The organism is Pseudomonas sp. C5pp (genome assembly GCF_000814065.1).
Taxonomy (GTDB): Bacteria; Pseudomonadota; Gammaproteobacteria; order Pseudomonadales; family Pseudomonadaceae; genus Aquipseudomonas; species Aquipseudomonas asiatica.
Map to the genome: position 1 here is coordinate 136,704 of NZ_JWLN01000007.1, position 13,143 is coordinate 149,846.

Genomic DNA, 13,143 nt, shown 5'->3' on the forward strand with positions numbered 1-13,143 from the left:
GAGTACGGTGCGAACCGGTCACCCATTGCGCTGGCGCCCCCAAAGTTGCGCCGACAGCAGTTGAAGGCGCTCGGCCAGCTTGGCGACATGGGCGGCAGTGGTTCGACTCTGGTTGCTGGCGAGCACGCTTTTCTGGGTGGTTTGACTGATATCGGCCAGGTTGCACTGGATGCTGTCACCCACCGCGCTCTGCTCCTCTACGGCGGCAGCGATCTGCACGCTCATGCCGCTTATTTCATCTACGCGCTGGGTGATCCCGTCCAGCGCCCGGGCAGCCAGCAGTGCCTGTTCGACACTGACACCGGCCTTGCTGTGACTGCGCTGCATCGCAAGCACGGCATCCCCCGTGGAACGCCGCAGGGTGTCGATGGTGCCCTGGATGTGAGCAGTGGATTGCTGAGTCCGCGAAGCCAACCCGCGCACCTCGTCGGCGACCACCGCGAAACCCCGGCCCGCCTCTCCAGCGCGGGCAGCCTCAATGGCGGCGTTGAGGGCAAGCAGGTTGGTCTGTTCGGCGATGCTTTGAATGACCTCGAGTACGCGGTCAATTTCATTGCCATGCTGTTCCAGTTGATGAATCACCATGCTGGTCTGTTGCACTTCGCGGGCGAGGCTATCAATGTGCTGGCGGGTCTGCTCAACAAGTTGGTGGCCGCGGTCGGATTCCTGGTTGGCCAGGTTCGCGGCGCTGGCGGTAAGCTGAGCGTTGCGCGCCACTTCCTGCACACTGCTCGCCATCTGGGTTATTGCGCTGGCAACCTGGGCAGTTTCCCCCTGTTGGCGGAGGGTTGCGCAATTGTTGTTGTCCACTGCAGACAGAAGCTCTTCGGCTTCCTTGCTCAACTGGCGGGACGAATCGGCAATGCGTCCGACTATTGCCCGGGTCTCGGCTTCGAGCATTTGCAGGGTGAAATCGATCTGGCCAAACTGGTCGCGGCGGCCGCTGTAGAGAATCTGGCTCAGCGGATTGTCGGCGATATTCCTGGCTTTTCGGGCAAGAGCGTCGAGGGGGCGCAGGCTGAAGCGCAACACGCCGCCAAGCAGCAAGCTCGATAGCGTCATGGAGAAAGCGGCATGGCTCCAGGACAACGCACCCAACAAGCCCAAGGCAGCAAAGCACAGCAGGTTCACGCCAGTGCTGGCAAGTGCCAGACGCATTCCGACGGACAGCTGTGACATACGCAGGCAGTTGGTCTTTTTACCACTACGCAACTGTGCATAGAGATGTTCAGCTGCTTCCACCAGCGCTTTGGCCGGTAGCGTGCGAACCGATTGGTATTCCACTGTTTCGCCATTGCGCTGCATCGGCGTGACGTAGGCGCTGACCCAGTAGTGGTCACCATTCTTGCAGCGATTTTTTACCAGCCCCATCCACGAGCGCCCATCCTTGAGTGTCTGCCACATATGCGCAAAAGCTTCTGGCGGCATGTCCGGGTGGCGCACGATGTTGTGATTGACGCCGAGCAATTCGGCTTCACTGAATCCGCTGATGTTGATGAAGTCGGGATTGACGTAAGTGATGGCGCCCTTTGGGTTGGTTGTTGAAAGAATGTTCGCGTTTGCGCTGAATTCGACGGCACGACCACTGACCGGAAGATTGGTTTTCATTGTTTTTCTCCTGAACTGACAGGTACGCGCCGCGTAACTGCGCTTCCTTCGAAACGGTCTTCTGTGCTGAGCAGGTGTTGTATCTGAGCGGCGGGTTGTGGTCGGCTGAACCAGTAGCCTTGGGCGTAGTGGCAGCCTTCACCGACCACGAATTCGAGTTGCGCCGAACTCTCGATGCCTTCGGCCACTACTTCCAGGCCGAGGCTACGGCCGAGAACGATGATTGCCTGGCTGATCGCGCTCTGTTTGTTCTCGTAAGGAACGCCGGTGATGAAGCTCTTGTCGAGCTTGAGGATGTGCAGCGGAAAGCGCGTGAGGTAGCCGAGCGAGGAGTAACCCGTGCCAAAATCGTCCAGCGCCAGCAGAACACCAAGGCTGGTCAGCTCATGCAGACAGGCCAGCGTGTCCATGTCGTCATGCATCAGTTGGCTTTCGGTGATCTCCAGGATCAGGCTGGCGGGAGGCAGGCCGCTTTCTTGCAGGATATCGATCAGCCGGAGGGTGAAGTCGGCTTGTTGCAATTGCGTGCTGGAAATGTTCACCGAGCAGCGCAGGCGCTCATGCCCGGCCAGTTGCCAGGCCCGGGCCTGCTGACAGGCCTGGCGCAGTACCCATTCGCCGACGCGGATGATCTCTCCCGATTCCTCCAGCGCAGGGATGAACTCCAGTGGCGAGATCAGACGTTCGCCATGGCGCCACCGCAACAGCGCCTCGACCCCGGTCACCACAGGTGTCCCTTGGTCCAGGTGATAGATCGGTTGGTAGTACAGTTCGAATTCATTCTGTTGCAGTGCCTGGCCTAGCGCGGATTCCAGTTCCAGATGCTGCTGCGCGGTATCTTGCAGTGTTTCGTCGTAGTGGGCGTACCGCGCCTTGCCGGCAGACTTGGCTCGGTAGAGGGCAAGGTCGGCAGCCTGCAGCACATCCAGGGCTTTGCCATTGTCGTGCAACGGAGCGATGCCGATGCTGGCGCTGACCACCAGGGTTCGACCGTCCATGTGCAGCGGTTGGTGCAGGTTGTCGAGGATGCGTTGGGATATCTGCTCGGCGTCGCGGTCGCAGGTGAGGTCGTGAAGCAAAACGATGAATTCGTCTCCGCCGAAGCGGAACAGTTGGTCAGTGGGGCGCAGCGACTCTTTCAAGCGCCTTGCCACTTCCACCAGCACGCGATCACCGACGTTATGGCCGAGGCTATCGTTGATCAACTTGAAGCGGTCCAGATCGATGAACAGCAGCGCTTCGTAGTCACCGCCCTTGCGCTGCTTCCTGAAGGTCTTCTGCATTTGCTCGTCAAGCCGGATGCGGTTGGCCAGGCCGGTCAACGGGTCGTGCTGGGCGGTATGTTGGAGGCGCTGCTCGGCATCCTTGCGTGCACTGATATCAGACTGCGAGCCAGCCATGCGTAGCTCGCCAGGGTTGGTCATTTCGGCGACCCCTCGCACGAGGACCCAGATGTAGTCGCCGTTGTGCTTGCGGATACGGTACTCGTGGTGAACGGATGATGTCTGCCCTTGAAGATGGGCATCGATGGCATGGCGAAAATCGGGCAGGTCGTCCGGGTGCACGCGACCGAACCAACTGGAACTGCTCTCGCCGATGCTGTCGCGGCTGAGACCAAGCATGCTGGCCCAACGCTCTGAAACGTAAAGCCGGTCCTGATCGACATGCCAGTCCCACAGCCCGTCGTTGGCACCGCGCAACGCGCGGGCGAAGCGAGCCTCACTATCTTCCAGCGCCTTGTGCTGGGCCGCACTGTAGGTGTCGATGGCCAGCGTCATGTCGAAGAACACTGCCTTCAACAGGCTGGAATACAGCGTGGCATCCGGGCTGTCGCCGAACACGCTTTCAAGCATGTCGTCGAGGTAAAGCCGATAGCTGCCGAGATACCACTTCAGCTCCAGGCCGATCTGCTGATGGATCACACCGATGCGCAGGCGGCCGTTGACGTAGGTTTCATCGTAGGGGCCGCTCCACAAGCGCTGGTAATACTCAGCCTGGCTCTGCTTCAAACGGGCGGTGACTTCCGGCGTGCGAAGCAACGCGGACGGCGTGGAAAATTCCGCCAGGTGACGGTACAGATGGTCGACGAAAGCTTGCTGGGACGGGGCCATGTACTGAGCTGCTACGCCTAGTCGTCTGGCATCTTCGGCGCTCCAGTCGAGAAAGCGAAAGCGTTCGACAATCTCCGCATGGTCGAGACGGATACGCTTGAGTAATTCCTCGAGGTCTTTTGTCACCTTCATTCACATCCCCCGGTGTTGGAGAAGATTCCTTTTTGCTGAACAAAAAAAAGCGCCGTGGCAACAAGTTCTGCTCAAGAACTTGTTGCCACGGCGCTTCGTCTTTCAGGCCTATTATCCTGCTCGGCAAAGCCGGTTCCCGCAGGGCGGAACCTGGTGATGGCACATTCACATCACTGGGGATCTTCCGACAATTTATCCAGCAATGCAACCAGGCGTCGCCGCAGCAGCCCCAGTTCGCGGGATTTGAAGGCGTGTCGGGTCTGTTCGAGAACCGCGGTGGCATCCAGCAAGGCAGCCTGTATCTGCCCAGCCGAGCCCAACTGGGTTTCACCGAGCCAGCGGCAAAGCGGGGCGACGCTGCAATTGCCAGGCGTGCTCAGCACCTCGCAATCGGGTGCTACAGGCGCCAACAACTGGCGCAATTGATCGGCCAGTTCAAGATTGTTGCAGATAATTCTGGTTGCCTGGTTGGACTCGCTCATCAAACTGCATTCCCATATGTTTGGTGTGCTGTTTACAACACCGCCCATGGCGTTTGACTGATTCAGGTCAATGCTGAAGCCTTTCCACTTACCCTGTGAGGGTGATGTTGCCGTGTGTTGTCATGCACGGGGTCGCTGGCCTGGTATTCCGGTGTTTGGCTGACCAGTCAACATGGGAACACCACGTTCGTGCGCGATGCCGCGTTGCGGATATGCTCCTGCATTGCACGCTGTGCCCCGGCCTGGTTGCCACGGGCAAGCTGGCGCAGGATCTTGCGGTGTTCCTGCCAGGTCTCCATGGCGCGTTCAGGGCGAATGAACGGCAACTTCTGGCTCTCCAGGAAAATGTCCTGGCTGGTGGTGATCACCTGCAGCATGGCGTGGTTGCCACTCGCTTCCAGCAGGCGGCGGTGAAAGGCGAAGTCCAGGCGCGCTGCGGCCTCGAAATTGCCGGCACGCAGCTCCTGGCGCATCGACTCGACATTGGCTTCGAGCGCATCGATGTCCGCTGCCGTCAGGTACAGCGCCGCCAAGCCGGCGGCAAACCCTTCGAGTGCATAGCGCAGTTGGAAGGTATCGACGGCGGATACCTGTTCGGCATAGGGCCAGGAGAAGCCGGTGGCGGATGGCGGCGCCTGGACGAATACCCCTTTGCCCGGTTGTACGCTCACCAGCCCCAAGGCGCTCAAGGAGGACAGCGCCTCGCGCAGGGAGGCGCGGCTTACACCCAACTGCTCTGCCAGGTCACGTTGGGAGGGCAGGGCATCACCGGGCTGGTAGTCGCCTTCCTGGATCAGTTTGCGGATAGCCTGCAAGGCGATTTCCGGAACTGCGCGGGTGAGTGTGTCGAGCATCTGTTCAGACCAGCTGGCAAGGGGTCTGCGCTTTTTAAAGGCTTTACCGGTTGCCTGGCAAGTATCGCCCCATGCTGACGCAGCGGGGCAGGTGGCTGCACGAAAGGGGGGCGATGGCAGAGGGTAGGCGCTAGCTGTTCAGACCAGTAAGACCGCGTGATGCCAAGGGGCGAAAGCGTATTCCGGGGCTGCCGGGCAACACTGGCACGGCCTGTGCTTTTCGGGCTAGGCAACTTCTTCGCATGCACCCGAGGCATTTTCCATGAAAAACATCCGTTCCTTGCTTCTGGCCGCCCTGGTTTGTGGCGGCGTCATGAGCGTTTCCCACGCCCAGGCTGATGCGCTGGCCGACATCACTGCCCGGGGCGTGCTCAAGGTAGCCGTACCCCAGGACTTCCCTCCCTTCGGCTCGGTGGGGCCGGACCTCAAACCTCGCGGCCTGGACATCGACACCGCGCAGCTACTGGCTGACAGGCTCGGCGTCAAGCTGGCGCTGACCCCGGTCAACAGCACCAACCGCATTCCGTTCCTCACTACCGGAAAGGTCGACCTGGTGATTTCCAGCCTGGGCAAGAACCCGGAGCGGGAAGCGGTGATCGATTTTTCCCGCCCCTACGCACCGTTCTACCTGGCAGTGTTTGGGCCGGCCGAGACGTCGATCGACAATATCGGTGCCGTTGCCGGCAAGACCATCAGTGTCACGCGAGGCTCGATCGAGGACATGGAGTTATCCGCGGTCGCCCCTCAGGGTGCGGTCATCAAGCGCTTCGAGGACAACAACTCGACCATCGCCGCCTACCTGTCGGGCCAGGTCGAGCTGATCGCCAGCGGCAGCGTGGTAATGGCTGTCATTGCCGAGAAGAACCCGAACAAGGTGCCGGTCATGAAGGTCAAGCTCAAGGACTCGCCAGTGTACGTGGGGCTGGCCAAGCAGGAGCCGGCCTTGCTCGAGAAGGTCAACGCCACTCTGAATACGGCCAAGGCCGACGGCAGCCTCGACCGCAATGCCGAAAAGTGGCTGAAGCAGCCATTGCCGGCCGACCTTTGAACGGCCCTGGAGTCGCCGACCCATGGCCTATCAATTTGACTTTTCCCCTGTGCTGGCCCAAGGCGGCCTGCTGCTCGAAGGGGCTGTGTTCACGCTAGAGCTGACGTTGATCGGCACCCTGTTCGGGGTGGCCATCGGTGTGCTGGGTGCGGTGGTGCGCGCCTGGCGACTACGGCCGTTCGATGCGCTGTTCGGCCTTTACGTGGAGCTGATCCGCAACACGCCCTTCATCGTCCAGTTGTTCTTCATCTTCTTCGGCCTGCCCTCGCTTGGCGTTCGGTTGACGGAATGGCAGGCGGCGGTACTGGCCATGGTGATCAACCTTGGGGCCTATTCCACCGAAATCATTCGGGCGGGTATCCAGGCCATTCCCAGAGGGCAACTGGAGGCTGCGGCGGCATTGGCCATGAGTCGTTTCGAGGCTTTTCGCCATGTGGTGCTGCAACCTGCACTGGCCAAGGTCTGGCCGGCCCTGTCGAGCCAGATCGTGATCGTAATGCTCGGGTCGGCGGTGTGCTCGCAGATCGCCACAGAAGAACTGTCGTTTGCTGCCAACTTCATCCAGTCGCGCAACTTCCGGGCTTTCGAGACATACCTGCTGACCACGGCTCTGTACCTGGTCATGGCCATCCTGGTGCGCCAACTGCTGGCATGGATCGGCCGGCGCGCTTTGACGGGGAGACGCTGAATGGATTTCACCTTGTGGGACATCGTGCGCAACCTGCTCGCAGGTTTGCAATGGACCTTGCTGCTGTCGCTGGTGGCGTTCGTCTGCGGTGGTATTGCCGGGCTGTTGCTGCTGTTGGCGCGAATCTCCGATAGCCGGATGCTGCGTGGCGCGGCCAGGAGCTACATCGAGCTGTTCCAGGGGACGCCGCTGCTGATGCAGCTGTTCATGGTGTTTTTCGGCATCGCCCTGTTCGGCATCGATGTTTCGGCCTGGATGGCGGCGGCCATCGCCTTGACGTTGTTCACCAGTGCCTTTCTCGCCGAGATCTGGCGAGGCTGCGTCGAGTCCATACCACATGGCCAGTGGGAGGCCTCCGGCAGCCTGGCCATGAGCCGTCTGGAGCAGTTGCGCCACGTGATCCTGCCCCAGGCCCTGCGCATTGCCGTCGCGCCGACCGTCGGGTTCTCGGTGCAGGTGGTCAAGGGCACGGCGGTGACCTCGATCATCGGTTTCACCGAGCTGACCAAGACCGGCGGCATGTTGGCCAACGCCACTTTCGAACCGTTCCTGATCTACGGTCTGGTGGCCGTGGGTTACTTCGTCCTTTGCTACCCGCTCTCGCTGAGCGCCCGTTACCTGGAGAGGAGGCTGCATGCCCCTGCTTAGAGTGTCTGCATTGCACAAGTACTACGGCGACAATCATGTGCTCAAGGGTGTCGACCTGGCGATCGAGGAGGGCGAGGTGGTCGCCATCATCGGCCGTAGCGGTTCCGGCAAGAGTACCTTCCTGCGTACCCTCAACGGCCTGGAGTTGATCAGCGATGGGGTGATCGAGGTGGACGGCGAATACCTGGATGCCGGCCGCGCCGACTTGCGCTCGCTGCGGCAGAAGGTTGGCATGGTGTTCCAGCAGTTCAACCTCTTCCCTCATCTGACAGTGGGCCAGAACGTGATGCTTGCGCCCCAGGTGGTGAAGAAGGCCGGCAAGGCCGAGGCCCGCCAGTTGGCCGAGCAGATGCTCGCCAGGGTTGGACTGGGCGACAAGTTCGACGCCTACCCGGACCGCCTTTCCGGCGGCCAGCAGCAGCGGGTGGCGATTGCCCGGGCGCTTGCCATGTCGCCAAAGGTGTTGCTGTGCGACGAGATCACCTCGGCGCTCGACCCCGAGTTGGTGAACGAAGTGCTCGGTGTGGTGCGTCAACTGGCCAGTGAAGGCATGACCCTGATCATGGTCACCCACGAAATGCGTTTTGCCCGGGAAGTCGGTGACAAGCTGGTCTTCATGCATCAAGGCAAGGTCCACGAGACTGGCCATCCACGCGAGGTTTTTGCGGCGCCCCGAACAGCTGAGCTGGCGAATTTCATCGGTAGCGTGGCAGGAGGTTAGGTGGCGTCTGCAGGTTTCGTCGCCCCAAAAAATGCTCCGTATCGAATGTTACGGAGCATTTTTCATCATTGCCTGGATCCCAGGGGCTGCGGTGTGCCTTTGTCATGGGCCAGGTATCCATCACGCTTGCATCCACCGCGCTTCAGGTTTGACCCACGGCTACGGTCAAAGCCATGCCTTGATCTGCCTCGACACAGCGTCAGTGGAGATCCCGTATCGGTCATGCAAAGTCGGCAGTGCCCCTGCATCGAGAAACGCATCCGGTAGCGCGATCTGGCGGAAGGTAGGTGTGACCCCGTTGCGCAGCAGTACGCCGGCCACAGCTTCCCCCAGGCCCCCTATGATCGAGTGGTTTTCCGCAGTGACCACCAGGCGACCAGGCTTGCGTGCCTCGGCGAGAATGGTCTGTTCATCGAGCGGTTTGATGGTAGGCACGTGCAGTACCGACACGTCCACTCCGTCCTTTTGCAACTGCTCGGCAGCCTCCAGCGCGCGCATGGTCATGAGGCCGCTGGCTATCAACAGCACGTCCCGGCCACCGCGCAACACCTGCGCCTTGCCCAGCTGGAACTGGTAATCGTAGCGATCGAGCACCAAGGGTACGTTGCCGCGCAGCAGCCTCATGTAGACCGGCCCCTGATGGGCGGCGATCGCTGGCACAGCCTGTTCGATCTCCAGCGCATCGCAGGGGTCGACGATCATCAGGTTGGGCATCGCCCGGAAGATGGCCAGGTCATCCGTGGCCTGGTGGCTAGGACCATAACCGGTGGTCAGGCCAGGCAGCCCACAGACGATCTTGACGTTGAGGTTCTCTTCTGCGATCGCCATGCAGATGAAGTCATAGGCCCGACGGGAGGCGAACACCGCATAGGTGGTGGCAAAGGGGGTCATGCCTTCTCGTGCCATGCCGGCAGCGGCGCTCATCAGTAACTGTTCGGCCATTCCCATTTGATAGAAGCGCTCGCGCTGTTCGCTGGTATCTATGAAGACGGCCTAGCGGCGCTGAAGAAGGGGCTGGAAGGCTAAGCGTTTTTCTGGAAGGACTTGCCCGGCGACAGTGTCAGTATTTGAAATACTGATATGTCGCTGGCGGCCTTTCAATCAATGAGCCAACCGGGCTCTCCCTCGACCAAGATCCGTCCGTGGCTGGTTGTGTCTCCCTCCCTCTATGATTCTGCAGGCTGCATCTAATTCGATGACCGCACTGCAACTGATCTGATCGCCTACGCGTTCGACGGTCCTGCCATTCCAGGATTCCCAGTCCCTTGGTCCGCAATAAGTCTGATCTCCTGCTCGACGCCTGAGACCAAGCTGTTTTTATACAGCTGAGATGAACCGAGCGAAGCTGCGGCCTAATGGCTTGTTTGGCGCGTTTCAGAGGCCCTGCGGGCGATTTGGACGCGTCGTTCGTAAGTGTGCCGGTAAAAAATCCTACAATGCCTTCGGAAGTTTCGCTGCCTGCTTCGGCTTGTACATCTTCATGATGTCGCTATTATCAGGTGTGTCGCAATTTCGCGGCAGTTATATGGAGATTCAAATATGAAAGCTATCAAGATGGAGTCCGTAAAGTTGGCAAATTTGGCTCTTCTGGTTAGGCGGGCTAAATAAGCCTTACTCGATAGGTGCTAAAGCGCAGTGCCGGCCTGCGCTTTGGCTAAAGGAGGGGGTATGATAAGTAGGGACTGCTTTTTTATTGCTATAGATAATGCTCTGATTTGCTGGGATTTCAAAAGGCACAAGCAGTATCAGTTGTCGGTCGAGCATGCTCATCGGTTGATTTCACTAATTTATGATCAAAGTTGCAGTGATTCGAGTGATGCTGTGGCTGAGGATTTGAAACGTTGTAAGGTTATGTTGGACTCTCCCGGAGGCGAGAATGATTGGGGTTGGGATGTGCTTTCTAGGATTTTTCATATTGGCACCAAAGATATAGTGCCGGAAAATCAGCCTGCCAGCGAGCATGAATGGGCCGTTCAATACTTGGAGCACTGTAATGATGTGTTGAGTGAAGCTTCGCCTGTTGAGAGCTCTTGGGGCGTCGGAGGTGGTATCCAGTTACCTGGTTTTTGCGCTGCTGATAAATTTGATGAGGTACTTGCACGCCGCGCAACAGCAAGAGCCTTCCATCATTTACCGATTTCAATAGCTGAGCTAGGGAAGATCTTGCACCATACACTGGGCTTTGTTGAGGGGCGGGTACTTTCTAATCAACAAGGAGGAGTGGAGCAGTTCTCCAAGCGGCGTAGCAGTCCATCAGCAGGTGGCTTAAATGCTACAGAAGGTTATGTATATGTGGCTAATGTCGAAGGCCTGGAGCCAGGAATATATTACTACGATCCTCATCGTCATCAGGTGCATTGGCGTAGTCAGTTGGCACCGAAACTCGGCGACTTGCTTTCAGGACAGCATTTCGCGAACGATATACCAGTGGGGCTGTTTCTAACATCCAGGTTCGATAAGTTGTGGTGGAAGTACGAGCATTCGCGCGCCTATCGAATGGCATTGATAGAGGTTGGTCATGTGGCGCAGACGTTCCAACTAGCGGCGACTGCCGGTGGGATGAGTACATGGCTAACTGGTGCGTTGAATGAATCCTCCATTGAATCATTGCTAAAACTTGAAACTTCTGATGAGCAAGTGATTTTTTTTGTTGGCTGTGGTTATAGCGATGGTTCCGCTATCCCGAACTGCTTAAAATCTCTACTGAAGTAAAGTTTGCGCGGGGTGTGTGCATGAGGAAAGTAACTGATCGTAGTATTACTATGTTTAGAGATTGGCACCTGTCTAGTGCTGTGCGCTCGCGGCCTTATGTCTATAAATTTTCAGAGGCGGACTTTTCCCAATCTGAGCCTGGCTTGTGGTTTCCTGCTGCGCTCAGTCCTGTGCTGGCTCATGACTCACTAAAAGCTTTTTCAAAGCAAGAGTTGAGGGCGCTGCATGTGTATCATTTGGTGTATTTTATGGATTACACGACAGAGCTAGAGATAGCTCATGTCAACGAAGCTGTGCAGTGCATTGTAATTGGTGGTTTAAAGAAATACTTTGAGGATGGAGAACGTTGTATTGCTTTGAAGCTGTACGCTGATGAAGGATATCACGCTTTATTTTCACGGGATATTGCAGGTCAAGTGGCGAGGCATTTTGATCTGATGCGGGCTAAATCTACTCGCATTATGGGGCTAGATCGTATTTTGGAGAAAAGCCCTTTAGAATTTAGGTGTCTAACCCGATTTTGTATCGCATTTGTATCAGAGACCTTGATTGCTAGTGAATTGTTAAAGTTGTCTCGCGGCTCACTTGTAGGTCCTGTGGCACACATGTTTATTGACCATCTACATGATGAAGGGCGTCATGCGATTTTCTTTTCTGAGTGCTTCGTTAGGTTGTGGCGGAAAATCTCCGTGTGTGAGAAGAATTACGTGGTTCAAGTATTACTTGAGGTGCTCGCGGTATTCTGTCGGCCAGATATCCCTTTCTTGCAGATGCTTTTTGAAGGTCGGCCAGTAATCGGGAATGAAATTGTCGTTTATTTAGAGTCGAATTGGTCTGCTAGGATGCTTGAAGTTTCTGGGCCGACGCTTCGAGCGATTCAGCGTACTGATTTGCTGGATGACGAGGGTTATTTGTTGCAATTCAAAATGGCGGGGTTAGTAGCGTGAACCGGCGTTCGGAATCGCTCAGTAGCTTTCTGCGCTCGGCCTTGCTGATTCTGTTGTGTCTATTGGGCGTATTCCCTCTGGATGTGATCCTGCCATCATTCCCGGCGCTCGCAGACGAGTTTCACGTCGAGCCAAAGCAGATAGCCTACTCGGTGAGCTTCTTTGCGTTTGGTGTCGCCTTGGCGCAAATCGTGATCGGGCCATTGTCGGATGGCATGGGGCGCAAGCGGTTGTTGCTCGCTGGGTTGGGAGTGTCCATTGCAGGGGCAGTGGGTTGTGTACTTTCAACCCGCTATGAGACGTTCATGGCGTTCCGTTTGCTGCAGGCCCTGGGTTGCGGGAGTTTCGTGCTGGGCCAGGCGCTCGTGCAGGATCTGTACAGCGGTAGACAACGCAATGCCATGCGTATCCTGCTGACCAGCGCAAGTGGGCTGTTCATTTCGTTGTCACCGGTTGCAGGCGCTTTTCTCCAACAATCCTTTGGCTGGAAGGGCAGCTTTACGGTATTCGCTTTCATCGCCGTGATCGTTTCATGCCTGTCATATGCATTGCTGCAGGACACGCCTGCATCGCGAGGCCGTACTTCGGGCATGCGCAGCTATTGGATCATGCTGCGTGATACGACCTATCTTGCGCACTCCCTGTTGTCCAGCCTCGCGTTTGCCTGCCATTTTTCCTTCATCGTTGTCGCGCCATTGGCGTTGATGGACAGCCTGGGGCTGACGCCATATCAATTCTCGGTGTTATTTATCGCCTATGGGCTTGCGTATATCGCTGGCGGAGTAGCCGCGACCTATTTGAACAACCGCGTAAGCCCGCAGGTTCAGATCAAGACGGGATTCCTGCTCATAGCTGCCGGGGGCATCACACTGTTGATCTGGGAGCAGGTTGCAGGGTTGACGGTGGCGAGTCTTATGCTGCCGATGATCATCTGCACGACGGGGACAACGCTGGTGCGTCCTGCTGCGACGACCCAAGCCTTGGCGCGTTACCCGCACCAAGCCGGTGCGGCAGCGTCGCTCAATACGACATTGTTGTTCGCAGGTGGTGGTTTGGCCGGCAGTCTTGTTGCTGGCGTCGAAAGCGAGCTGCCGATGAGCCTGGGGCTTCTGTTCCTGGGTGTCAGTTTGTGCGGATGGCTACTGCTTGCATGCCTGACGGAAACGCTGACCAGCACTCGAACTTGATAACG

At 57.7% G+C, this 13,143-nt stretch carries 11 protein-coding genes and 1 pseudogene; 7 read left to right on the plus strand and 5 right to left on the minus strand.

Annotated elements, in window-relative coordinates; all coding sequences use genetic code 11:
• Nucleotides 1-18: 18 nt before the first annotated feature.
• From RR51_RS07970 to RR51_RS07985, 4 genes are all read right to left on the minus strand, one after another.
• Entirely contained in the window at nt 19-1,608 is a 1,590-nt protein-coding gene (locus tag RR51_RS07970) for a methyl-accepting chemotaxis protein (RefSeq protein ID WP_039613135.1), read from the minus strand.
• Nucleotides 1,605-3,851, minus strand: a complete 2,247-nt coding sequence (locus RR51_RS07975; protein ID WP_039613136.1) for a putative bifunctional diguanylate cyclase/phosphodiesterase — start codon at nt 3,849-3,851, stop codon at nt 1,605-1,607. Before RR51_RS07975 ends, RR51_RS07970 begins: the two co-directional genes overlap by 4 nt.
• 170 nt (nt 3,852-4,021) lie before the next feature.
• Nucleotides 4,022-4,333, minus strand: a complete 312-nt coding sequence (locus RR51_RS07980) for a hypothetical protein (protein ID WP_003258368.1) — start codon at nt 4,331-4,333, stop codon at nt 4,022-4,024.
• Between the two features lie 167 nt (nt 4,334-4,500).
• Nucleotides 4,501-5,187 (minus strand): FadR/GntR family transcriptional regulator, encoded by a 687-nt coding sequence (locus RR51_RS07985; RefSeq protein WP_039613137.1) that lies wholly within the window; start codon nt 5,185-5,187, stop codon nt 4,501-4,503.
• Between the two features lie 262 nt (nt 5,188-5,449).
• Here RR51_RS07985 and RR51_RS07990 point away from each other — a divergent pair, with 262 nt between their 5' ends.
• Genes RR51_RS07990 through RR51_RS08005 form a run of 4 tightly spaced genes read left to right on the plus strand, consistent with a single transcriptional unit; the run spans nt 5,450 to nt 8,292 of the window.
• A complete protein-coding gene (locus RR51_RS07990) occupies nt 5,450-6,235 on the plus strand; it encodes a transporter substrate-binding domain-containing protein (protein ID WP_039613138.1) in 786 nt (261 codons plus the stop codon).
• Nucleotides 6,236-6,257: 22 nt separating this feature from the next.
• On the plus strand, nt 6,258-6,923 hold the full coding sequence (locus tag RR51_RS07995) for an amino acid ABC transporter permease (protein ID WP_003258372.1): 666 nt from the start codon (nt 6,258-6,260) through the stop codon (nt 6,921-6,923).
• A complete protein-coding gene (locus RR51_RS08000) occupies nt 6,924-7,571 on the plus strand; it encodes an amino acid ABC transporter permease (protein ID WP_013973354.1) in 648 nt (215 codons plus the stop codon).
• On the plus strand, nt 7,558-8,292 hold the full coding sequence (locus RR51_RS08005) for an amino acid ABC transporter ATP-binding protein (protein WP_039613139.1): 735 nt from the start codon (nt 7,558-7,560) through the stop codon (nt 8,290-8,292). Before RR51_RS08000 ends, RR51_RS08005 begins: the two co-directional genes overlap by 14 nt.
• Nucleotides 8,293-8,457: 165 nt before the next feature.
• Here RR51_RS08005 and RR51_RS08010 read toward each other — a convergent pair.
• A pseudogene (locus RR51_RS08010) lies at nt 8,458-9,255 on the minus strand (transketolase family protein); the annotation flags it as partial.
• A gap of 705 nt (nt 9,256-9,960) precedes the next feature.
• Here RR51_RS08010 and RR51_RS28990 point away from each other — a divergent pair.
• Genes RR51_RS28990 through RR51_RS08020 form a run of 3 tightly spaced genes read left to right on the plus strand, consistent with a single transcriptional unit; the run spans nt 9,961 to nt 13,138 of the window.
• Nucleotides 9,961-11,004 carry a SagB family peptide dehydrogenase gene (locus RR51_RS28990; RefSeq protein ID WP_082044663.1) on the plus strand — a complete coding sequence of 348 codons (1,044 nt, stop codon included), beginning with the start codon at nt 9,961-9,963 and terminating at the stop codon, nt 11,002-11,004.
• A 20-nt stretch (nt 11,005-11,024) separates the two neighbouring features.
• The gene (locus RR51_RS08015; protein WP_082044664.1) at nt 11,025-11,951 is read left to right on the plus strand and encodes a diiron oxygenase; all 927 of its coding nucleotides are present in this window, start codon (nt 11,025-11,027) and stop codon (nt 11,949-11,951) included.
• Nucleotides 11,948-13,138 carry a Bcr/CflA family efflux MFS transporter gene (locus RR51_RS08020; protein ID WP_039613140.1) on the plus strand — a complete coding sequence of 397 codons (1,191 nt, stop codon included), beginning with the start codon at nt 11,948-11,950 and terminating at the stop codon, nt 13,136-13,138. The genes RR51_RS08015 and RR51_RS08020 overlap by 4 nt, the downstream gene beginning before the upstream one ends.
• Nucleotides 13,139-13,143 lie beyond the last annotated feature (5 nt).

What these genes read in the sequence shown, in the direction of transcription:
- RR51_RS28990 (WP_082044663.1), top strand. Translation starts at nt 9,961, where the DNA reads ATGATAAGTAGGGACTGCTTTTTTATTGCTATAGATAATGCTCTGATT.
- RR51_RS07970 (WP_039613135.1), bottom strand. Translation starts at nt 1,608, where the DNA reads ATGAAAACCAATCTTCCGGTCAGTGGTCGTGCCGTCGAATTCAGCGCA.
- RR51_RS08015 (WP_082044664.1), top strand. Translation starts at nt 11,025, where the DNA reads ATGAGGAAAGTAACTGATCGTAGTATTACTATGTTTAGAGATTGGCAC.
- RR51_RS07995 (WP_003258372.1), top strand. Translation starts at nt 6,258, where the DNA reads ATGGCCTATCAATTTGACTTTTCCCCTGTGCTGGCCCAAGGCGGCCTG.
- RR51_RS07990 (WP_039613138.1), top strand. Translation starts at nt 5,450, where the DNA reads ATGAAAAACATCCGTTCCTTGCTTCTGGCCGCCCTGGTTTGTGGCGGC.
- RR51_RS08000 (WP_013973354.1), top strand. Translation starts at nt 6,924, where the DNA reads ATGGATTTCACCTTGTGGGACATCGTGCGCAACCTGCTCGCAGGTTTG.
- RR51_RS08005 (WP_039613139.1), top strand. Translation starts at nt 7,558, where the DNA reads ATGCCCCTGCTTAGAGTGTCTGCATTGCACAAGTACTACGGCGACAAT.
- RR51_RS07980 (WP_003258368.1), bottom strand. Translation starts at nt 4,333, where the DNA reads ATGAGCGAGTCCAACCAGGCAACCAGAATTATCTGCAACAATCTTGAA.
- RR51_RS07975 (WP_039613136.1), bottom strand. Translation starts at nt 3,851, where the DNA reads ATGAAGGTGACAAAAGACCTCGAGGAATTACTCAAGCGTATCCGTCTC.
- RR51_RS07985 (WP_039613137.1), bottom strand. Translation starts at nt 5,187, where the DNA reads ATGCTCGACACACTCACCCGCGCAGTTCCGGAAATCGCCTTGCAGGCT.